The organism is Ruegeria sp. BC5, assembly GCF_056539205.1.
In genome coordinates, this window is sequence record NZ_JBQFUN010000010.1 from 100,332 (window position 1) to 119,255 (window position 18,924).

At 53.6% G+C, this 18,924-nt stretch carries 25 protein-coding genes and 1 pseudogene; 19 read left to right on the forward strand and 7 right to left on the reverse strand.

What is annotated here, in order from left to right; genetic code table 11:
* Positions 1-54: 54 nt before the first annotated feature.
* Complete coding sequence (locus ACR0LY_RS18565) at positions 55-303, forward strand: ParB N-terminal domain-containing protein (protein WP_170351593.1); 249 nt, start codon at positions 55-57, stop codon at positions 301-303.
* 137 nt (positions 304-440) lie between these two features.
* Here ACR0LY_RS18565 and ACR0LY_RS18570 read toward each other — a convergent pair whose 3' ends face one another.
* Both ACR0LY_RS18570 and ACR0LY_RS18575 read right to left on the reverse strand, forming a co-directional pair.
* Positions 441-1,367: a DMT family transporter gene (locus ACR0LY_RS18570; protein ID WP_170351591.1), complete on the reverse strand. Its 927-nt coding sequence runs from the start codon at positions 1,365-1,367 to the stop codon at positions 441-443.
* 280 nt (positions 1,368-1,647) lie between these two features.
* The gene (locus ACR0LY_RS18575) at positions 1,648-2,106 is read right to left on the reverse strand and encodes a MarR family winged helix-turn-helix transcriptional regulator (protein WP_170351589.1); all 459 of its coding nucleotides are present in this window, start codon (positions 2,104-2,106) and stop codon (positions 1,648-1,650) included.
* Positions 2,107-2,203: 97 nt separating this feature from the next.
* On the opposite strand from ACR0LY_RS18575, the gene ACR0LY_RS18580 reads away from it, so the two are divergent.
* The 10 genes from ACR0LY_RS18580 (at position 2,204) to ACR0LY_RS18625 (ending at position 9,289) form a co-directional block, all read left to right on the forward strand.
* Positions 2,204-3,160: a catalase gene (locus ACR0LY_RS18580; RefSeq protein WP_174820559.1), complete on the forward strand. Its 957-nt coding sequence runs from the start codon at positions 2,204-2,206 to the stop codon at positions 3,158-3,160.
* A 152-nt stretch (positions 3,161-3,312) separates the two neighbouring features.
* Positions 3,313-4,209: a catalase gene (locus tag ACR0LY_RS18585; RefSeq protein WP_170351588.1), complete on the forward strand. Its 897-nt coding sequence runs from the start codon at positions 3,313-3,315 to the stop codon at positions 4,207-4,209.
* 105 nt (positions 4,210-4,314) lie between these two features.
* The gene (locus ACR0LY_RS18590; RefSeq protein WP_170351586.1) at positions 4,315-4,734 is read left to right on the forward strand and encodes a group III truncated hemoglobin; all 420 of its coding nucleotides are present in this window, start codon (positions 4,315-4,317) and stop codon (positions 4,732-4,734) included.
* Positions 4,731-5,474 carry a DUF2189 domain-containing protein gene (locus ACR0LY_RS18595; protein WP_170351584.1) on the forward strand — a complete coding sequence of 248 codons (744 nt, stop codon included), beginning with the start codon at positions 4,731-4,733 and terminating at the stop codon, positions 5,472-5,474. The genes ACR0LY_RS18590 and ACR0LY_RS18595 overlap by 4 nt, the downstream gene beginning before the upstream one ends.
* Positions 5,471-5,761, forward strand: coding sequence for a TehB family protein (locus ACR0LY_RS18600; protein WP_170351582.1), 291 nt, complete (start codon positions 5,471-5,473; stop codon positions 5,759-5,761). The genes ACR0LY_RS18595 and ACR0LY_RS18600 overlap by 4 nt, the downstream gene beginning before the upstream one ends.
* Positions 5,751-7,373 (forward strand): cytochrome-c oxidase, cbb3-type subunit I, encoded by a 1,623-nt coding sequence (ccoN, locus tag ACR0LY_RS18605; RefSeq protein WP_170351580.1) that lies wholly within the window; start codon positions 5,751-5,753, stop codon positions 7,371-7,373. The genes ACR0LY_RS18600 and ccoN overlap by 11 nt, the downstream gene beginning before the upstream one ends.
* A 6-nt stretch (positions 7,374-7,379) precedes the next feature.
* Positions 7,380-8,111: a cytochrome-c oxidase, cbb3-type subunit II gene (gene ccoO / locus ACR0LY_RS18610; RefSeq protein WP_170351578.1), complete on the forward strand. Its 732-nt coding sequence runs from the start codon at positions 7,380-7,382 to the stop codon at positions 8,109-8,111.
* A complete protein-coding gene (locus ACR0LY_RS18615) occupies positions 8,108-8,275 on the forward strand; it encodes a cbb3-type cytochrome c oxidase subunit 3 (protein ID WP_170351576.1) in 168 nt (55 codons plus the stop codon). Before ccoO ends, ACR0LY_RS18615 begins: the two co-directional genes overlap by 4 nt.
* Complete coding sequence (ccoP, locus tag ACR0LY_RS18620) at positions 8,266-9,138, forward strand: cytochrome-c oxidase, cbb3-type subunit III (protein WP_170351574.1); 873 nt, start codon at positions 8,266-8,268, stop codon at positions 9,136-9,138. The genes ACR0LY_RS18615 and ccoP overlap by 10 nt, the downstream gene beginning before the upstream one ends.
* Before the next feature lie 25 nt (positions 9,139-9,163).
* A complete protein-coding gene (locus ACR0LY_RS18625) occupies positions 9,164-9,289 on the forward strand; it encodes a hypothetical protein (RefSeq protein ID WP_264187355.1) in 126 nt (41 codons plus the stop codon).
* A gap of 32 nt (positions 9,290-9,321) precedes the next feature.
* On the opposite strand, the gene ACR0LY_RS18630 is transcribed toward ACR0LY_RS18625, so the two are convergent.
* Positions 9,322-9,801 carry an RrF2 family transcriptional regulator gene (locus ACR0LY_RS18630; protein ID WP_480641233.1) on the reverse strand — a complete coding sequence of 160 codons (480 nt, stop codon included), beginning with the start codon at positions 9,799-9,801 and terminating at the stop codon, positions 9,322-9,324.
* 91 nt (positions 9,802-9,892) lie between these two features.
* Here ACR0LY_RS18630 and ACR0LY_RS18635 point away from each other — a divergent pair, with 91 nt between their 5' ends.
* From ACR0LY_RS18635 to ACR0LY_RS18665, 7 genes are read left to right on the forward strand one after another with little or no spacing between them, the layout of a single operon-like run.
* Positions 9,893-10,402, forward strand: coding sequence for a cupredoxin domain-containing protein (locus ACR0LY_RS18635; RefSeq protein WP_170351572.1), 510 nt, complete (start codon positions 9,893-9,895; stop codon positions 10,400-10,402).
* Complete coding sequence (locus ACR0LY_RS18640; protein WP_170351570.1) at positions 10,403-11,863, forward strand: cbb3-type cytochrome c oxidase subunit I; 1,461 nt, start codon at positions 10,403-10,405, stop codon at positions 11,861-11,863.
* Positions 11,863-12,462, forward strand: a complete 600-nt coding sequence (locus ACR0LY_RS18645) for an SCO family protein (RefSeq protein WP_170351568.1) — start codon at positions 11,863-11,865, stop codon at positions 12,460-12,462. Before ACR0LY_RS18640 ends, ACR0LY_RS18645 begins: the two co-directional genes overlap by 1 nt.
* Positions 12,459-13,019 (forward strand): hypothetical protein, encoded by a 561-nt coding sequence (locus tag ACR0LY_RS18650; protein ID WP_170351567.1) that lies wholly within the window; start codon positions 12,459-12,461, stop codon positions 13,017-13,019. The genes ACR0LY_RS18645 and ACR0LY_RS18650 overlap by 4 nt, the downstream gene beginning before the upstream one ends.
* 6 nt (positions 13,020-13,025) lie before the next feature.
* Complete coding sequence (locus tag ACR0LY_RS18655; RefSeq protein ID WP_170351565.1) at positions 13,026-13,841, forward strand: formate/nitrite transporter family protein; 816 nt, start codon at positions 13,026-13,028, stop codon at positions 13,839-13,841.
* Positions 13,842-13,854: 13 nt separating this feature from the next.
* Entirely contained in the window at positions 13,855-14,382 is a 528-nt protein-coding gene (locus tag ACR0LY_RS18660; protein WP_170351563.1) for a hypothetical protein, read from the forward strand.
* Positions 14,383-14,421: 39 nt separating this feature from the next.
* The gene (locus ACR0LY_RS18665; protein WP_170351561.1) at positions 14,422-14,787 is read left to right on the forward strand and encodes a c-type cytochrome; all 366 of its coding nucleotides are present in this window, start codon (positions 14,422-14,424) and stop codon (positions 14,785-14,787) included.
* Positions 14,788-14,872: 85 nt separating this feature from the next.
* On the opposite strand, the gene ACR0LY_RS18670 is transcribed toward ACR0LY_RS18665, so the two are convergent.
* Entirely contained in the window at positions 14,873-15,556 is a 684-nt protein-coding gene (locus ACR0LY_RS18670; protein ID WP_480641248.1) for a hydrogen peroxide-inducible genes activator, read from the reverse strand.
* Between the two features lie 60 nt (positions 15,557-15,616).
* A pseudogene (locus ACR0LY_RS18675) lies at positions 15,617-15,817 on the reverse strand (LysR family transcriptional regulator); the annotation flags it as partial.
* 96 nt (positions 15,818-15,913) lie between these two features.
* Between ACR0LY_RS18675 and ACR0LY_RS18680 the strand changes: the two are divergent.
* The gene (locus ACR0LY_RS18680; protein WP_170351558.1) at positions 15,914-17,374 is read left to right on the forward strand and encodes a catalase; all 1,461 of its coding nucleotides are present in this window, start codon (positions 15,914-15,916) and stop codon (positions 17,372-17,374) included.
* 169 nt (positions 17,375-17,543) lie between these two features.
* Here ACR0LY_RS18680 and ACR0LY_RS18685 read toward each other — a convergent pair whose 3' ends face one another.
* Entirely contained in the window at positions 17,544-18,068 is a 525-nt protein-coding gene (locus ACR0LY_RS18685) for a redoxin domain-containing protein (RefSeq protein ID WP_170351556.1), read from the reverse strand.
* 58 nt (positions 18,069-18,126) lie between these two features.
* A complete protein-coding gene (locus ACR0LY_RS18690) occupies positions 18,127-18,876 on the reverse strand; it encodes a hypothetical protein (protein ID WP_170351554.1) in 750 nt (249 codons plus the stop codon).
* Positions 18,877-18,924: the final 48 nt, after the last annotated feature.

Consider the following 18,924-nt stretch of genomic DNA (forward strand, 5'->3'; position numbering starts at 1 on the left):
GTCGAACGGGATTCCGAATCTGACCAAAAGCTCGAAAGGTTGCACAAGTAGTTTATGCTAGAGAAAAGACCATACCCGCTGGAATTGATCTACGTACCTGTAAAACGTGCAAAAACACTTGATCAGAATAAAGTTCTGACGCTTGCCGAAGATATATTGAAGAACGGTCAGAAGACCCCGATCCAATTGCGCGCCGACAGCAAGAGGTTCGTGTTGATCGAAGGTCTGCACCGATTAGAGGCCATTCGCGCCCTCGGTGGTGACACAATTGAAGCCTACCTGGTGCGTGGCAGATTGCACTGACAATTCCTTGGAACCGGCAACTTCCCGACCAAACCGGCCGAGTGCGGCTACGGCTATCAAATGGTCGGGAACGGCGGCTAAGGGCTCTATCTGCTTGTCCAAACTCTCCATAGAGAAAGTCGGCAACGAGACCAAAGCTACCTCTCAGGCTCCTTGCTGATCACGGTCGTCACAGTTCGAGTTGAGCGACTTTGAGTGAGAGCTATCGCGCCCAAAACCAGCGCGCAGGCCAGCGCCTGTGTACCCGTGATTACTTCACCGAATGCAAGAACGCCAACAGCAAACATCGTGGGTAGTTCAATACTTCCGACTACAGCAGTGCGCGCTGCCCCAATAATAGGCGAACAGATCGTGTAAATCAGTTGCGGAATTAGCGCCGTCACAAGGCCCAACCCGACAACTAGAACCCAGTCGTCCCCACCTTCTGGTAGAATTTCGCCGACCTCGGATGAAAGAATGAGAGGGGCAAGGCCAATGACCGACCCAAGCGAGACTGACGCCATTCTGGCTAAAGGCGCAATACGTGACAGGCGGTGCACGAGAACACATATGCCGAAGCCAAAACCGAAAGGTGCCGCTAATGAGACGAGAAGGATTGGAATTTGGTCCGGTGGCACAGATGCCGGAGAACCTGCGAATATCGCAGCAGCGACGATCAATCCAGCCGCAACAAAGCTGCGCCGCGTTGGTTGATCACCAAAAAGCGCCCATGCGATGGCAATCGTAAACACCGGATAGGTCATGTAGAGTACGCCAACCGTCGATGCAGGAACAGTCTCAAGAGCAGTAACATAGCCGACCCAGCCAAGACCCATCACTGCGCCCGCAACCATACCCCAGACGATTTCTCGCCACTTTGAGTGATGCATTACAAGTGCGGGCAAAAGGACAACCGCTGCCAAGATGTACCGATAAAAGGCAACCGCATAGGGAGCGAGACCCTGATCGGTGAGCCCACGGCTAAAATAGGGTACAAGGCCAAAACAGATGGATGCAAAAAGCACACCAACGACCGCAAGGGCATAGGGTATGGCCTTCCGCTTGGCTGAGGTTAGTTGGTTCATTGCTGACAACTAACACGCTATGCTGCGGTTGACATCGTCAAGACAAATGAACGGCAACTTTGTACGCGTTCGCGACCTGCTGCATGAGCGAAAGACCGAGGTGTGATCAAGGTCTGGTAAGGGCTCATCGCAGGTCCGCAATCGTTCTGTGAGCTTAAAGATCTAGCGATCAGTCTTGTGGCGAACATGGCAAAGAGCGAATGCTTGCTTGGAAGTCCTGGATAAATACCTGGAGAATTTTAGAGAAAATCTGTGATGTCTTTCGCACTTCGATAACGGATTACTTGCTGGCGATCTTCTTGCAAATTCGGATGATGTCGTCTGCCTCATGTTGAGTAAGGCCAATTTGGGAAAAGACTTCAGATGATATCCCGCAGCTTTTTATCCAGATGCTGCGTCCTGTTTCAGTTAGAGTGACAATCTTCTGGCGCTCGTTCCCGTCCCGCGTCTCACGCCGTAACAGATCTTTTTCCTCAAGGCGCCGCAACAACGGCGTCATTGTCGCTCCGGATACGTCAAGCCGTTTTGCCAAAGTGGAAATGGAGACACCATCCTCTTCGGACAATGCCATCAAGACCAAATACTGGGTGTAAGTTAGTCCCTGGGCTTTCAGAAGTATCTGGTAAAGCTGCTCTATCTTGTGCGAGGCCGCGTAGACCGCAAAACACAACTGATTGTCTAGCCGAACATCTTCGTCGGTCTCAGGCTTTTTCGTCTTGGGCACGATGGCGACTTTCATTTTTGATTTCGGGCACCTTTTAGCATCTGAAGTTTTTACTTGCAAATAATTAGGAAGCTAAATATTTGCTAGCAAATAAATGAAAATGGAGGATGTAATGATCAGACGCAGCATTATAGCTATTGGCATTTCTGTGGTGGCGACACCTGCCGTCGCAGAAGGTGACTTTGACTTTGAGAAGGGTTTCGCTGCCTTCGAAGACTTGTTTGGTGTGACTGAAGGTAAACGCCGCAATCACACCAAAGGATTTTGCGTTGAGGGCACGCTTACACCCTTAGACGAGACGATTGAAACGTACTCCAACAGCACTTTGTTCACTAGTGAATCTTCGGTTATTGCTCGGGTGTCCCACAAGGGTGGTAAGGCGAATCCAGCAGACGACAAATACGGGCTACTTGGGCTATCGATGGAGATCACGACGCCGGATGATGACCTGCACGTGATTGCCATGAACACGGAACACTTCTTTCCGGTGCCGACGAGCAAAGCGTTCATCGAACTTTTGCGTTCCAAGGCTGCTGGAGCGGACGCAACCAAGGCGTTTGCTGCCGCTAATCCTTCATTGAAGACTTACAGCGAGTATCATGGCGCGTTGGATAAATCGCTTCGACCCCATGAGGGTACAACCTACTACAGCGTGAATTCTTTCCTCCTTGTAAATGACGGGGGTCAAGAAACTGCGATGCGATTCTATTTCCGCCCATCGGGGCAGGAGGATATCGTTGTTGACACTCACCCCGACTTCTTCATTGAAAACATGCAGGCCAATATCGCCAACGGGGGCGTGTCCTGGGACATGGTTATCGTTCTGGCTAACGCTGATGACAATGTCGAAGATCCCTCTGTTCAGTGGACCGGCGATCACACAGAAATCGTTGCTGCGCGTTTCACAGCGAATGCTGCGATGACTGAGGCTGACGGGCAGTGTGACGAGATCAACTTTGACCCGCTGATCTTGAGCGAAGGCTTTGCGCCATCCAATGATCCCATGTTGAAAGCACGATCGTTGATCTACGCACATGGTGTGGGAAAACGGCTGTCTGAAAAAGAATAACTTCGGATTCACTGAATCAGCGGATCAATCGATTTCCTGTGATGCTCTGCGCTGCCGGAAATACGAATTCTCAATGAGCAAAATGCATGGGCAATAAAGCCATCTCAAAGAGGGTTTCCCGGCCTGTTCGATAACTGATCAAGGAGGACGTCATGTCACAGGCAGTAAAACTGATCGACGCATTGAATGGAACGTTTGGCCGTCACAATGGCTATCGCGCGTCACACGCAAAGGGGTTTGCAGCACAGGGGCGTTTCTGTCCTGCTGCGGAGGAGCCGAGAGTTCAAATCCCGATGTTGAACAATGAATGCAAGGCTACGGCGCGCTTCTCCGTTGGGGGTGGAAAACCGGGCATCAGTGACAAAAGCCCTACGGTGCGCGGGATTGGGCTGGAGATCGGAAAAGGATCAGACTCTTGGGTTCTGACGTTAATTTCGAACCCGGTTTTCTTTGCCAACTCTGCTGCACAATTCCGGGCTTTTCTTGCCGCTCGTATTCCTGATCCGGACACCGGTGCCCCGGATCCGAAGTTGGTAGAAGCCTTTAATGAGGCAAACCCCAACACGGTGCCACACCAACAATATCTGAAGTCTGTTGCGCCCTGCCGTTGTTATTCGTCTGAACAATACCACTCTGGTCATGCTTATCGGTTTGATTGGAGTGGAAGGGAAATCTCTGCCCGAATTCTGCTGGAGCCGGAGGGTGGGCGTTTGGCATTGAGCAAGGAAGAGGTGGAAACCCTCTCGGATGATTTCCTTCATGACAGGTTCCTGGAAAAGCTCTGCGATGGTCCCGCCCGTTGGTCGTTGAAGTTGGTGATCGCGAACGCCGCTGACAATGTGTCTGATCCGACTGTGCCTTGGAGTGGGACACATACCATGGTTGATCTTGGGACAATTCAGGTTGAGCTACCTGATGATCGTTCTGAAAGCACCAAAAAGGTGTTCGACCCAACCCGGATGCCTGAAGGAGTTAGGGCACCCCTGGATGATGTTTTTTCCCTGCGAAGTGGAGCTTACGCGGAATCTGCGGCAAGACGATCCGTCTGAGAGGCGGGTTGAATATCTGTGGGTACCAGTGTCTCCACTTAATAGGTATTGACAATACCTATTAAAGGGGGCAGAAAACGGGAGCCCGAAATGGAGTAGATTCTGATGACAGCTGCGATGGTTGCCAAACCACAGATGTTTGAAATTTCCGCTGAGGAAATTGAGATATTGGTTTGCCGGTTTTACGCGCAGATAAGGGTGCATCCTGTATTGGGGCCCGTGTTCAATGAGGCCATTCAGGATTGGAAAGCGCACGAAGAAAAGATCGCTTCGTTCTGGCGCGGCGCGATCCTCAGGGAGCCCGGGTATTCCGGAAATCCAATGCAGGCTCATCTGGCGAATTCAGACATCCTTCCCGAGCATTTTCCCTTGTGGCTCGATCTGTTTGGCGAAACGGCACATCAGGTTCTGCAGCCAGATACCGCTCAAGCTTTTACTCATTTGACCAACCGGATCGGTAAAGGTTTGACCTTTGGGATCGAGAACTTTCGTCGCGAGGTGGGTGCCCCGCCGGAGTTGTCATGACCATATCGGTATATTCAAAAGCGCAGGTCATTACCGAGCCGCCAATCCAAGTCGTGAAACGTTGGTTGCGAGCGGGATGGCGCGATTTTAGAGCGAACCTTGAGTATTCGATATGTTACGGCATTGCGCTTGTTCTGTTGGGATGGGCATGTGTCGCGGGTCTTGTGTTTAGCGGTCAAGGTTGGGTTCTGCTGCCACTTTTGGCTGGTGGCGTGCTTGTTGGACCCATTGCCACCGTTGGTTTGTATTCGATCGCCAGCGGTGACACTGGACCCGCCGTCGCTAAGGGGCAGATTGCTCTGGTCGGCGCGATCCTCATGGTGTTTGCCCTGACTTGGATACGTGCCGCGACAGTCATGTTCGCCATTGTTTATGGTCTGCGCCCGTTCTCAGGCTTCGCTGACACTCTACTGCTGATGATCAGCACACCGTCCGGCTGGGCTTTATTAGTCTCTGGATCTTTGATCGGCGGATTGTTTGCATCGTTGGGGTTCGCTGTCTCAGCCTTTTCGCTTCCGATGCTTGTAGACCGCAAGATTGATGGCTTCTCAGCCATGGGGCTGAGTTTTAATGCCACCACTCACAATTTTCGTCTTTGCCTGTATTGGGGCAGTGCGATTACCGCGCTGACTTTGTTGGGGATTTTAACGGGCCTGCTAGGGCTGGCCGTAGTTTTCCCTTTGCTGGGATATTCAACCTGGCATGCCTATGCAGAGCTTTTCCATGGAGACGCACAATGACAGAAGCCCTTCCAGAAGGCGTGGTGCACTATGCGACTTCGCAATTCACGCACGACACTCTGCCAGAAAAATTGCGCAAGGATCACAGCACGAAAGCCGGTGTCTGGGGCCAATTGGCGGTGCAATCTGGCCAGCTTTTGCTGCGCCGGGACAACAAAGATGACTTGGTGTTGGCTGCGGGTGATACGGCGGTCTTTGCGCCCCAGGAAACTCACTCTGTGAACCCCATGGGAGAGGTCGCATTGGAAGTGCGTTTCCACCGGCAGGAGCGGCCAGATGCTGAATAACAATACTGTCGAAAACGTTTTGGTCCTGTGTGCTCTTGCCATTGTTCTGATCGGCGGAGTGGCCATTCTTGGTTGGGGTGTACCTATCGCCTATGTGCTGCATGGCTGGATGATCGCCATCTTCGCCGGTTGGGGGTTGATCTGGATGATCACCCGAATGAGTGAAGAAATCCGGGACATCCCGCTTGAGTATAATGACAAGGTCACGCGTTTCGGTGTCATAGCTGCTCTATTTTGGGCCTTGGTTGGTTTTACCGTCGGAGACATTCTAGCTTGGCAACTGGCCTTTCCGGCATTGAACGGGGATATTTTCTGGTCGAACTTTGGCCGGTTGCGTCCGGTACACACGTCTGCGGTAATCTTCGGATTTGGCGGCAATGCCCTTATCGCAACTTCGTTCTACGTGGTGCAGCGCACCTCGCGGGCAAGACTGGCCAGTGAATCGCTGCCTTGGATGGTGTTTTGGGGCTATAACCTTTTCATGGTCCTTGCGGCGACCGGCTACCCCTTGGGGATTACCCAATCCAAGGAATATGCGGAACCGGAATGGTACGCGGATCTTTTGTTGCTGGTTGTATGGGTAGGGTACCTCGCGCTTTACCTAAAGACCCTTTCGCGTCGGGCAGAGCCGCATATCTATGTGGCCAACTGGTACTATCTGGCTTTCATCGTCGTCATCGCGATGCTGCATACGGTGAACAACCTCTCGGTCCCCGTCTCCATCGCTTACCCCAAAAGCTACTCGCTTTTTTCGGGGACGCAGGACGCCATGACGCAGTGGTGGTACGGGCATAACGCGGTTGGATTCCTGCTTACGGCAGGGTTCCTGGGGATGCTCTATTACTTCCTGCCCAAAGCTGTGAACCGACCGATCTATTCCTACCGCATGTCGATTGTGGGGTTCTGGGGGATCACATTTCTGTACCTCTGGGCCGGATCGCATCACCTGCATTATACTGCCCTGCCTGATTGGGTTCAGTACCTTGGTATGACCATGTCGATCATTTTGCTGGTTCCCAGCTGGGCCTCAGTGTTCAACGGCATCCTTACGATCAACGGGGCTTGGGATAAAGTCCGGACGGACCCGGCGGTCCGGTTCATGATGGTCGCAATTCTGTTCTATGGGCTGTCGACATTTGAAGGTTCGTTCATGGCGATCCGCCCGGTAAACTCGCTAAGCCACTATACCGACTGGACGGTTGGGCACGTTCATGCCGGCGCGTTGGGTTGGGTCGCTTTCATCACCTTTGGTGCCTTGTACAAACTGGTGCCCTGGATATGGAAGCGGGACGGCGTATATTCCTTGCGGCTGGAGGCCTGGCACTTCTGGCTCGCCCTGAGCGGAACGCTGATTTACGTCGGCGCGATGTGGAACAGCGGCATCACGCAATCGCTGATGTGGCAGACCTATGATGCGGACGGCGCTTTCCTCTATTCCTTCCTCGACAGTGTGATCGCGATGCATCCTTACTATGTCGCCCGCGCGATTGGGGGGCTGTTGTATCTGATCGGAGCCTGCATCGGTGCATACAATATTTACATGACTGTAAGTGGGCCGAAGAAGGCCCAAACCCGGGAAGCCGGACCATTGGTCCAGCTGCCAGCGGAGTAAGTCCCAATGAGCACTCAGCACCAAAAACTCGAACGCCATTCACTTGGGTTTGCAATGGCAATCCTGATGGTTGCATCGATCGGTGGCATTGTCGAAATCGCGCCGTTGTTCACGATCGAAAACACAGTGGAAAAGGTCGAAGGCATGCGGCCCTACACGCCGCTGGAACTTGCCGGGCGCGATATCTATGTACGCGAGGGCTGCTATGCCTGCCACAGCCAGATGATCCGCACCCTGCGGTCGGACATCGAACGCTATGGACATTACAGTCTGGCTGCCGAAAGCATGTATGACCATCCGTTTCAATGGGGCTCGAAACGTACAGGGCCGGACTTGGCGCGCATTGGTGGCAAATACTCTGACGCATGGCATGTGGCGCATTTGGAGGCGCCGCGAGACCTCGTCGAGGGGTCAATCATGCCGGGATATGCGTATTTGTCCGAGACGCGTCTTGCGACTGGACATTTACCTGCCTCGCTGAAAGCCCTCAGCCGGGCTGGTGTGCCCTATACGGACACCCAGATCGAAAACGCCGAAAAGGACGCCGCATGGCAGGCGGATGCTGAGCAGTACTTTGAAGGAGAGTTGCAGGCAAGTTACGGTGAAAACGTTCAGGTTCGGGATTATGACGGGCAACCGGGCAGGCTGACGGAAATGGATGCCCTTGTAGCCTATCTTCAGCTTCTTGGCACATTGGCCGATCTGGATTCGTTAAACCTTGAGGAGGTTCAGCGATGACACATGATACGGTTCTCGTATTCTCCAAGACTTGGGGCGCAATCTACCTGCTGGCCGTCTTTTTAGCTGCAGCTGTTTGGACCTATTGGCCCTCGCGCCGGAAGGTTTACGACGATGCCGCCCAATCCCCACTCGACAGCCGGGAGGATCAGCCATGTCGATGAAGGAAAAGGATCCCGTTTCCGGCACCGATCTGACTGGCCACGAATGGGACGGTATCAAAGAGTTGGATACACCTGTTCCCTGGGCTGCCCGATGGGCGCTTTGGATCAGTATCATCATAGCAGCGCTGTATTGGGTGTTTTACCCATCTTTCCCGAGTGTGCGTTACTACGCGAAGGGGATGCTTGGCTATTCCTCGCGTGCAGAAGTTGCGACGGCACTTCAACAGGCGGATGCGAGTCGAGAAATGACATTCGCGCCTTTCGCGTCCGGGGATATCGAGAAACTGGCCGCCGATCCGACGCTTGAGGCGCGATATGGCGGGTCGATTTCCAAGCTTTACGCCGACAACTGTGCGGCTTGTCACCGGAATGATCTGAAAGGGCAGGCTGGCTTTCCCAACCTGGTGGACCGTCATTGGCTATGGTCAGGCACGCCGGAAGAGATAGAGGCGACCATTCGATATGGAATCAATGCGCAGCATGACGATACACGGATCGCACAGATGCTTGCCTTTGGTGCGGATGGCATGATCGAAAATCAACAGGTTGAGGAAGTCACGGAATTTGTCTTGTTCCTCTCTGGACAGCAGCATGATGCGACGGCGGCCGAAGCCGGTAAATTGGTTTTTGAAGAAAACTGCGCGGCCTGCCACGGAGATGACGGCCGCGGGGGCTACGAGATCGGCGCGCCAGATTTGGGCGATGAAAGTTGGATCTATGGGGGCGACCGGGACGCCATCTATCACAGCATCCATTTTGGCCGACGGGGGGTGATGCCGGCGTGGGACGGACGTTTGAGTGACGCTCAGATCCGAATGCTGACACTGTACTTACTCTGGAATGCAGAAGATGTACCAAACTGAAGAGAATCCACGATTCCGAAGGGCAATGTATCTGATGATAATGGTCCTGTTGGCCGGCTACATCGGGTTCAAGGCATGGCACCTGTCGATGGCATTCGAGGCCTGGGAAGGGCAGGCGATTGAGGGTGCCGTGCCTGGTGCAGCTAAATGAAAATCGTGGTTTATACGATTTCAATTTGCGTATTAATGATCTGAAGCCAGCGCATGACTAACTTCTAGCGCTCGGATCAGGTTTTTCATTCCGCGATTTCCTTCCAAAACATCCTGCAATGTCTTGCTGTCCAAGGCAGTAAAAAACGCCTCCTGAGCTTCAGTCAGGATTGGCAGCAACCCACAGGCAGGCGTCATCACACAACAGCCGCCGTCTTCTTTCATACACTCAACCAAAGGGGTGCCGCGTTCGGATTTTCGCAGCAGGCCGCCAATCGAGATCGCATTGGGAGGCAAGGCCATTCGCATTCCTCCGTTGCGTCCACGAACGGATTCTACGTAGCCCTCGTGTGTGAGCCACTGGGAGATCTTGGCCAGGTGATTGAAGGGCAAGTTTTGCATAGCCGCAATCTCGCGGGTCGACATCAACCCCTCTTCGTGGGTGGCAAGATGGATCAGGATGCGCAAGGCATAGTCGGAAAACTTGGTAATTTGCATAGTTATATCTCTCATAAAAAATAGGCTTTGAAAATGCCTATTTTGTTGACATCTTTTTCCGGTCTTTATAATAGGTATTTAAAATGCTTAATAAAGGATATGGCTCATGCAACCTGTTGTACTTTTGATCTCGCTGATCCTGATGGCAGCGCTGTCACTTGTCTTCTGGAAGACCGCGCGCGCCTCGAACGGGGCGGAAGCAGGACCCAATGCCAACTCGAAGCGTGCGGGCTTGATCTGGGCAATGACGATTGTTGGAGTAATCGTGGCAGTCGGTTCATTGCGACCATGGCCGCACGCTTTGGCCAGTACAGACGATGCCATCACCGTTTCCATCACCAGCGGGCAGTGGTGGTGGGATATCGACACAGTTGAGATCCCTTCTGGAACGCCCATCAACTTTAGCGCCACGACCGAAGATGTTACCCACGGATTGGGCATTTACACTTCAGACCTCCGCCTTCTGACGCAGGTCCAAGTGATCCCCGGTTACACAACCGAAGTTTCTTACACGTTCGATGAACCCGGCACTTACCAAGTCCTGTGCATGGAGTTCTGCGGGGTGGCGCATCAGGACATGGTCAACGAATTCGAAGTCGTCGCGGTGGAGGACTAAATGAGCGCTGTATCTGAACTTGTCGCGGAAAAATCAATCGTCACTGAACCCCAGGCTGGGGCAGTCAAGCTTACCATGATCCTCTCAGGCGCGGTCTTTGCCTTGATGATGGTCTTTGGTCTGATCATGCGTGCTGCGCAGGGCCAATGGATCGAAGTGGATCCGGCTTTGTTTTACCAGTTGCTGACGGCCCATGGCGCCGGAATGGTTGGTACAGCTGCACTGTCTGGCGCCGCAATCATGTGGTATTTTTGCGGGCGTCATATCGTTCTGACGGCTGGAATCTTTTGGGCTTTCCTTGCTTTGTTTCTGCTGGGCGTCGTCCTGATCTTAGGCTCGATCTTCATCGGCGGATATGGCGGCGCATGGACATTCCTGTTTCCCTTGCCCGCGATGTCAGGCGGAGCGTGGGAAGCCGGCGCGGCTGCTGCGTTCATGCTTGGATATGTTTCGATCGGCGTTGGCTTTCTGCTGTATTATCTGGAGCTCGGTCGTCAGATTCATGCCCGTTATGGCAGCCTTTTGCGCGCCCTGGGCTGGAACCTGATCCTAGGGCGAGAGGATAAAAATCCTCCGCCGCCAACAATCATCACGGCGGCGGCCGTGACTATTTTCAATTCGATCGGGATAATCCTAGGTGCCGCGGTGTTGGTGGCGAGCCTTGTCCACCTGCTGGTGCCGGGTTTTGAAGTAAACGCGCTGTTGGCCAAGAACCTGATCTATTTCTTTGGCCACGTTTTCATCAATGCCTCAATCTACATGGCCGTCACTGCGGTGTATGAAATCCTGCCGGAATACACCGGCAAACCGTGGAAATCGAACCGTCTGTTTGCGATTGCCTGGAATGCAGTTCTGATCTTCGTGATGGCTGTTTACTGGCACCATCTGCTTCAGGATGTGGTGATGCCACCCTGGATGCTGGTGGTCGGGCAACTGGTCTCATACTTCAGCGGCATTCCCCTCATCGCGGTCACGGCATTCTCTACGTTCCTCTATGTGCGAGGTTCGAAAATGACCTGGGATCTGACGTCCTCACTGCTGGTTCTGTCCGTGGCAGGCTGGTCGGTTGGCTCAATCCCCGCGTCAATCGACGGGATGATCAGTGTGAACAAAGTGATGCACAATACAATGTGGGTCCCGGGGCATTTCCACACCTACCTGCTGCTGGGCGAAGTGGCGATGGCCTTTGGGTTCATGGCCTGGCTGGTCCGAGGCAAAACCATCGCCCAGATGAGCGGGTTGGACCGGGTCGCTTTTGTGACCTACCTCGCAGGCGCCGCTGGGTTTGTGACGGTGTTTCTCTTCTCTGGTGCGGCTTCGATCCCGCGTCGCTGGGCAGTGCACTACGAAGAATGGCTGACCCACGACCGCATTGGCACCTTGTTCGGCGTGCTGGTCGTGTTGGGAACATTGCTCTTTGTTCTGCGCTTTGTGCTGCGTTTTGGGCGGAGTGACAGCTGATGATTGCGCGCGCTCTTCCCTCGGTTCTGGTCGCGAGCATCGGCTTGGGAACTCTCTGGCATGCCACAGATGGAGGGCAGGCTTTCACCAGCGAAGCCGCTCGGAGATTGGACGTGGTGCACGCACCGCGTCCAGTTCCAGCCCTGCAACTGGAAGACATGTCAGGTCAGTTGATGCCCCTGTTGCCGCAAGGGGAGGAGGTGGTTTTGGTCGAGTTCATCTACACCGTGTGCGGCGACATCTGCCAGATTGCAGGCGCAGACTTTGCCGAGGTCCGAGATCAATTGGAACAGCGTGGAGAGCCCGTCCGGATGATCTCGGTCAGTTTTGATCCTAAGCGAGACACGCCCGAGCAGATGACGATTTACGGGGAAGCCCATGAGGCGGACGGAAAAATGTGGACCGTCGCGCGGCCGAGGCCAGAAGAGTTGCCGGCATTGTTGAAGCTTTTTGACGTGACTGTCATTCCCGATGAATGGGGCGGGTTTCAGCACAATGCCGCAATCCATGTGATTGAAAGCGACGGCCGCTTTTCGGCGGTGTTTGACACCGATGCGATCGACGATGTTCTGACCCATTTGGAGGAGCGCAGCTCATGAAGTTGCTTGGTTTGGCCTTCCTGGCTTCTGCCGAGGCCGTTGCACTTCGCTATGCGGTTGTTGAAAGTCCGATCCAGCATGTCCTGGTGCAGATGCCATTGTTGGTTCTGGCCGGGGTGTTGTTGGCTTGGAACAGGCAGGTCCGGCGTGAATGGGCTGTTCCGTTGCTACTTGTGGCCTTGACCGTATTTCTGTTCTGGATGCTGCCTAGAAACGTTGATTGGGCGCTAACGCCGACAGGGGAACTTACTAAATATCTGAGCTTGCCCTTACTGTTGGGGGCACCGCTGAGATTGTCCTGGCCTTGGTTGGGCCCAGTGCTGCGCGGATTTCTGAAGGCGAATGCGCTGTCGATGCTGGGTGTGCTGGGTTTTCTGTATACGCATGCGCCGGTCAGGATTTGCAACTCCTACCTGGTCTCGGCTCAGAAGGATCTGGGCATGGCCTTTCTCTACCTCGCAGCATGCTTGGCCTGTCTCTGGGCTATCCCGATCCTGTTTGGAAATCCAAGTGGCCAAAGGTCGAACGCGACCGGCTGCGCAAGCTGTGGAGTGTAATACGAAATGACCTATGCTGACACAGTCATTGGGTTCGCAGAACTGGCGCAAGAGAAAGGCGTCAACCTGCGTGCAGATCCAATTGCCTTTCTGATCCTCGCTTTAAAGGCCGGGGCGTTTGTTGGGGCGGGCATCTTGCTGATCTTTTCTGTTGGGCAGGGTGCGGATCCATCCATCCGTCCTATCGTCATGGGGGCCAGCTTCGGTATCGCCTTGACCCTTGTGGTTTTTGCAGGGGCCGAGCTGTTCACTGGTCACACCATGTACATGACGCACGGATTGCTGGCCAAAAGTACTGCTTGGTGGGATGTGCTGCGCTGCTGGTTGGTCAGTTGGGCAGGAAATCTGATCGGGGCCATATTGCTGGCGTTGCTGTTCGTCGCAGGCGGTGGTGGACTTATCTTAGGGGCAGGCGAAGAGGCTTTGCTTTATAAGGTGGCCATCAAGAAGATGCACGGCACCGAGTTGGAGCTGTTCTCCAAAGCGATCCTGTGCAATTGGCTGGTTTGTCTTGCCTTGTGGTGTTCGGCGCGCGCAAAAGACGACGTTACCAAATGCATCGTCATCTTCTGGTGTCTTTATGCATTTATTGCAGCGGGGTTTGAACACAGCGTTGCGAACATGACCGTGTTTTCACTGGCGCTGATCTCAGATCACCCCGACAGCATCACCCTGGCCGGAGCCGCTCACAATTTGACGTATGTCACCTTGGGAAACGCATTCGCCGGTGCCGGGATCATGGGCTACGGCTACTGGCGAGCGGCTTCTAAACCAACGGTTAAGGGCGCCGCAACACACGCGTCAACCAAACACCCTGTCTAGTGAGGGCGCGATCATGAGCGTGACACAACCTGTCAAAATCTCTTTCTCAAAAAACCGACAGTCCCATGCCGAGCCTCTTTTTGAGGCCGCCCGCATTGCACTGATTGCGACTATCTCTGTTTGGATGGGCGCCGCAGTTAGCGGTAACTTGATAGCGGCTCCGGCCAAGTTCCAAGCCCCGTCATTGACATTGCCGGTCGCCTTGGACGTTGGGCGGATGCAATTCCTGTGGATTGGCGTATTCGAGGCGTTTTGCACGCTACTGATTGCACTTCTTCTTCTGTCGTTCCGGCAGAAACCGTCGTTGTCATTAATTGTCGCGCTCTGCGTGTTCGGATTTCAAAGGCTTTGGCTCCTTCCTTTGCTGAACGCGCGGACGCTTTTGATCATCGCGGGTCAACCAGTCGAGGACAGTTCATTGCATCTGCTCTACGTCGCGTCTGAATTTCTGAAGATCGGTTTTCTTTTTTGGGCTGGCATTCGGGAAATGAGAAGCCTGTTCCGAAAAGCAAGACCGACTGCAGTTTCGGTCCAAACCTGAATTCTCAACTATCTGCAATCAAAAGGAAGGGATGATCTCATGCGAGGTATTCTTGTGGCTGTAACAATAGCGCTGGCGGGTGCTCAAAGCGTTGCCGCAGAAGGCGACGCGGCGGCAGGCGAAAAAGTTTTCAAAAAATGTGCCGCATGTCATGCAGTTGACGAAGGTAAGAAAAAAGTGGGCCCAACGATGTTTGGTGTTTGGGGCCGAGAAGCTGGCGCTGTTGATGGTTACATATACTCAACAGCGATGGGGGAAGCCGGATTTGTTTGGGATGAAGAACACTTATCCGGGTTCCTAGCGTCTCCCAAAAAGTACCTGCCGGGCACGAAGATGTCCTTTCCCGGAATAAAGAAACCGGAGCAAATCTCAGACCTGCTGGCCTATCTGGAATCCCTGCAGTGACAGACCAACGGCGTTTCTTTGATGATGACTTGCACGCTTGCCCTCAAAGAAACGCTATATTGCCTTTTCCGTGGTTGGTCAGGCTCTAAGCTTTTCCGTTCAAATACCGCGCCATTTCCGGGGCAGCCATAAGGGTCTGAATGAAAGTCCCGAAATGTTCAAGCGATCCCGTGCGTGGGTCACTGTCGCGCCATGCCAGCCTGATAGAACGGCCAAACACCCCATCCGCAATGGGATGTGTTGTTGCTAGGCCGCCGAAACGGTCGGGGCCACTCACAGACAATGCCGGAAAAAGCGCGCAACCCTCTCCCAGCGCGACCATTTGCCGGAGCATCTCAAGACTGCTGGCCACTCTTTGTCCTGGTCGGTCAATCCGGTCGCAAAATGCAACGGTCTGATCCCGTAGACAGTGTTCTTGAGAAAGTAGAACGAGCTGTGAGGACAAAACCTTGGACCAACGAACCTTTTCATTGGGTTTGAGATCCAGATCCTTGGGACAGGCAAAAACAAATGGTTCATGAAACAGCTCAAGCGCACTTAGTGCAGGCTGTTTCGGGTTAGTTGCGATCAGCGCAGCGTCCAGCGCCCGATTGGTGAGCATCTCTTCAAGAACATGCGTGGATTCTTCGAATAGTGACAGCCTTAACTTGGGATAAGCGGCTTTGAGTGACTTGAGGATGAGCGGCAATAAGTAAGGACCAAGGGTCGGAAGTACACCAAACTTCAAATCACCTTCCAGATTGTCACTCAGGCTCAGCGACAATTCCAACAGCTCACGGGCCTCGGTCAGAAGGATTTCTGCTTTTTGCAGGACTATCCGGCCATTTTGCGTCAAAGAGACATGCCTGCCCTGACGTTCGAAAATCGAAAATCCAAGTCGGGCCTCTAGCTTCAATACCTGTTGGCTGATTGCAGGTTGTGAAACCCCACAGATATCAGCCGCTCGGCCAAAATGACCTTCTTCGGCAATGCTTTGAATGTACTCAAGATCTCTGAGTGAAAGACCGGCAACCGAGGTTCTTCTTGCCATGCATCACCTCTGATTATCGATCGGATAATTTATATAAGTTGGAGTAATTTGGCGGTTTTCGGTTTTGTCCTGCCAATACCAACTCAGGAGATTGACATGACCAGAAAACCGAAACTGACCACCGCATTTGGCGCGCCAGTGCCCGACAACCAAAACACTCTGACGGCGGGGCCGCGTGGTCCTGCGCTGCTTCAGGATGTCTGGTTTCTCGAGAAGATGGCTCATTTTGATCGCGAAGTGATCCCCGAGCGCCGGATGCATGCCAAAGGGTCCGGCGCTTACGGTACGTTCACAGTGACCCACGACATCACACGCTATACACGCGCCAAATTGTTCTCTGATGTTGGCAAGATGACGGATCTCTTCCTGCGCTTTTCGACCGTTGCAGGAGAACGCGGTGCGGCGGACGCGGAACGGGACATTCGCGGCTTTGCAGTCAAGTTTTACACCGAGGAAGGCAACTGGGATCTGGTGGGCAATAACACTCCAGTGTTTTTCCTTCGCGACCCATTGAAGTTTCCCGATCTTAACCACGCGGTCAAACGCGATCCGCGGACCAACATGCGCAGTGCGGATAACAACTGGGACTTCTGGACCAGCCTTCCCGAAGCTTTGCTCCAGGTGACGATTGTTATGTCTGATCGCGGCATTCCCGCAACCTACCGGCACATGCACGGCTTTGGCAGCCACACATTCAGCTTTATCAATTCGGACAGCGAACGGTTCTGGGTCAAATTCCATTTCAAAACCCAGCAGGGGATCAAAAACCTTACCGACGAAGAAGCCGCGCAAATCATCTCTGGTGACCGTGAAAGCCATCAGCGTGATCTTTATGATGCTATCGAAGACGGTGATTTTCCCAAATGGACGCTCTACGTCCAAGTTATGCCAGAGAAGGATGCGGGTACATACCACCTCAACCCATTTGATCTGACCAAGGTATGGCCGCATGGGGACTATCCGCTGATTGAGGTTGGCGAGCTGGAATTGAACCGCAACCCCGAGAACTACTTTGCCGAAGTGGAACAGGCGGCCTTTGCGCCTTCTACAATTGTACCTGGTATCAGCTTTTCGCCGGACAAAATGCTGCAGGGACGTCTGTTTTCCTATGGCGACACTCAGCGGTATCGGTTGGGTGTCAACCATTCCCAGATCCCGGTGAATGCGCCGCGTTGCCCGTATCATTCCTACCATCGTGATGGAGCGATGAGGGTCGACGACAATGCCGGATCTCGGATTGGCTATGAACCCAATATGCATGCCGAATGGTCCGAGCAACCGGATTTCTCTGAACCACCTTTGTCCATCGAAGGTGCTGCGGATCATTGGAACCACCGCGAGGATGATGACTATTTCTCGCAACCCGGTGATTTGTTCCGCCTGATGACGCCGGAACAGCAAAAAGTGTTGTTCGCAAACACTGCCCGCGCGATTGGCGCTGCAAGGAAGGAAATTCAGATCCGTCACATATCGAACTGTCTCAAGGCCGATCCTGGTTATGGTGCCGGTGTGGCAAGCGCGCTTGGTTTGAGCATCGAGTGTGTAGACCTGGCATAAAAACAATTGGCAAGTCCCCGATCTTTTGGGACTTGCCTGACGCTGTGGGTTGTTGGGTTGCGAGCACCGTTTGGTGTTTTTGGGCTTTTTGTCGCCGTGTACGACAAAACTACGGTTTGGCGATGGCGCTTGGAAAAAACGATTTCCATATGTGGGCACCTTGGCCCGATCACACATTGCAGCTACCTGGTTCGCATTCGCTTTGATCAACAGTGACGGTGCCGCCTTTGGTCGACACGACCTCCTGTGTCAGAAGACTGCCAATCTCGGACCCCAATTGAAGTTCCGAAACCTGACCAAGGTGATGCGCAACGATCTGCCCCGCCTGATCTAAAAGGACAAGGCTTGGTGTGCCGCGCATGCCAAAGCGAGACATCGTGTTTGGCAACGGTCCTGCGCCCTGTTTGTCCACGCCGACAGGGAACGTGATGCGATATTCATGCAGGAAAGCTTGCAAAGACACCGGTGTCATAGCGTTGTGATGCTCGAACACGGTGTGCAGGCCAATTACGGCTACCTTCTCTTCAGGAAACGTCCTCTGAATCGACTGCGCCAAGGGAATACCGTGCAGGACACATCCTGGGCAAAGCATTTGAAAGGCCTCAATAACGACAACCCGTCCTTTTAGGTTATCTAGGGTTAGGGGCGTGTCTGTGTTGAACCATTCCGTGACGTCTAACTCTGGTGCTTGCATTTTCTTTGTCCTCAGTAGCAGGCAGCCGCCGTGGGTTCGGCGGCTGCGCAATCGAATGTTAGTGAATCTTGCCCGGCAGGCTCAGTTCGCCAGATGCGACGTCAAAAACATCTGTGACGCACAGCAAGGGAGCATGAATATTAGCGTTCACACGCAAGGCCGAAGTGACGCCATCGTAAGCGACACCTTCCAGTTCGACGTCGCTGGCGAAGCCTGCGTTCACCGAGATTTCGGGCCCGTCGAACAGCGGTGTAAACCCTGGGCTGTCCAGAAAGATCGGGAATCCAGGCCATGTCCCAGGTAGCTTGGGTGTGGAACCTTCGGGGATGTCACGTACGGCAAGCGCGTCGGGTCCGCACGCTTCGGTCGGGGTCAACACAACCCAATGGCTGTGCCATTCGATGCCGTCATTGGCCGGATCTCCGTCACCGTTCTCGTCAAAAAGCGGTGTGTCATCAAAATCTGGATGACTGGTTGCGGCCATTGCAAGGATGCCTGTGCCGCCTTCGAACCCAACGGCCGAAGGGTCCAAAGACGTAGGCCAGACATATGACCAGACGTCTGAACCACCGACCTCTCCGGTTGCCGCCGGAACCGAGGCACCAGCCGATCCATTCGTGGTCATGTGAAAAGTGACCGTGTTTCCATTGCGGTGCGCGTGCGCGGCCAGAATGTCAAAATCCGCGACTTTACTGGCGTCAGCAGAAGATATGATCGCGCCATCCTGATGAATGGCATGGTTCCCATCAGCAAGAGCTGTGCTGCCGATTAGCAGAGCCAAAGTAGAAGTGAGCGTTGAAAGTTTCATGGGTGCCTCCAATTAAAAGATAGCGAGTCGCTACTATAATGAGAAATA

Excerpts from the sequence above, each read along its gene's own strand:
- ACR0LY_RS18565 (WP_170351593.1), top strand. The coding sequence starts at position 55 with ATGCTAGAGAAAAGACCATACCCGCTGGAATTGATCTACGTACCTGTA.
- ACR0LY_RS18570 (WP_170351591.1), bottom strand. The coding sequence starts at position 1,367 with ATGAACCAACTAACCTCAGCCAAGCGGAAGGCCATACCCTATGCCCTT.
- ACR0LY_RS18575 (WP_170351589.1), bottom strand. The coding sequence starts at position 2,106 with ATGAAAGTCGCCATCGTGCCCAAGACGAAAAAGCCTGAGACCGACGAA.
- ACR0LY_RS18580 (WP_174820559.1), top strand. The coding sequence starts at position 2,204 with ATGATCAGACGCAGCATTATAGCTATTGGCATTTCTGTGGTGGCGACA.
- ACR0LY_RS18585 (WP_170351588.1), top strand. The coding sequence starts at position 3,313 with ATGTCACAGGCAGTAAAACTGATCGACGCATTGAATGGAACGTTTGGC.
- ACR0LY_RS18590 (WP_170351586.1), top strand. The coding sequence starts at position 4,315 with ATGACAGCTGCGATGGTTGCCAAACCACAGATGTTTGAAATTTCCGCT.
- ACR0LY_RS18595 (WP_170351584.1), top strand. The coding sequence starts at position 4,731 with ATGACCATATCGGTATATTCAAAAGCGCAGGTCATTACCGAGCCGCCA.
- ACR0LY_RS18600 (WP_170351582.1), top strand. The coding sequence starts at position 5,471 with ATGACAGAAGCCCTTCCAGAAGGCGTGGTGCACTATGCGACTTCGCAA.
- ccoN (WP_170351580.1), top strand. The coding sequence starts at position 5,751 with ATGCTGAATAACAATACTGTCGAAAACGTTTTGGTCCTGTGTGCTCTT.
- ccoO (WP_170351578.1), top strand. The coding sequence starts at position 7,380 with ATGAGCACTCAGCACCAAAAACTCGAACGCCATTCACTTGGGTTTGCA.
- ACR0LY_RS18615 (WP_170351576.1), top strand. The coding sequence starts at position 8,108 with ATGACACATGATACGGTTCTCGTATTCTCCAAGACTTGGGGCGCAATC.
- ccoP (WP_170351574.1), top strand. The coding sequence starts at position 8,266 with ATGTCGATGAAGGAAAAGGATCCCGTTTCCGGCACCGATCTGACTGGC.
- ACR0LY_RS18625 (WP_264187355.1), top strand. The coding sequence starts at position 9,164 with ATGTATCTGATGATAATGGTCCTGTTGGCCGGCTACATCGGGTTCAAG.
- ACR0LY_RS18630 (WP_480641233.1), bottom strand. The coding sequence starts at position 9,801 with ATGAGAGATATAACTATGCAAATTACCAAGTTTTCCGACTATGCCTTG.
- ACR0LY_RS18635 (WP_170351572.1), top strand. The coding sequence starts at position 9,893 with ATGCAACCTGTTGTACTTTTGATCTCGCTGATCCTGATGGCAGCGCTG.
- ACR0LY_RS18640 (WP_170351570.1), top strand. The coding sequence starts at position 10,403 with ATGAGCGCTGTATCTGAACTTGTCGCGGAAAAATCAATCGTCACTGAA.
- ACR0LY_RS18645 (WP_170351568.1), top strand. The coding sequence starts at position 11,863 with ATGATTGCGCGCGCTCTTCCCTCGGTTCTGGTCGCGAGCATCGGCTTG.
- ACR0LY_RS18650 (WP_170351567.1), top strand. The coding sequence starts at position 12,459 with ATGAAGTTGCTTGGTTTGGCCTTCCTGGCTTCTGCCGAGGCCGTTGCA.
- ACR0LY_RS18655 (WP_170351565.1), top strand. The coding sequence starts at position 13,026 with ATGACCTATGCTGACACAGTCATTGGGTTCGCAGAACTGGCGCAAGAG.
- ACR0LY_RS18660 (WP_170351563.1), top strand. The coding sequence starts at position 13,855 with ATGAGCGTGACACAACCTGTCAAAATCTCTTTCTCAAAAAACCGACAG.
- ACR0LY_RS18665 (WP_170351561.1), top strand. The coding sequence starts at position 14,422 with ATGCGAGGTATTCTTGTGGCTGTAACAATAGCGCTGGCGGGTGCTCAA.
- ACR0LY_RS18680 (WP_170351558.1), top strand. The coding sequence starts at position 15,914 with ATGACCAGAAAACCGAAACTGACCACCGCATTTGGCGCGCCAGTGCCC.
- ACR0LY_RS18685 (WP_170351556.1), bottom strand. The coding sequence starts at position 18,068 with ATGCAAGCACCAGAGTTAGACGTCACGGAATGGTTCAACACAGACACG.
- ACR0LY_RS18690 (WP_170351554.1), bottom strand. The coding sequence starts at position 18,876 with ATGAAACTTTCAACGCTCACTTCTACTTTGGCTCTGCTAATCGGCAGC.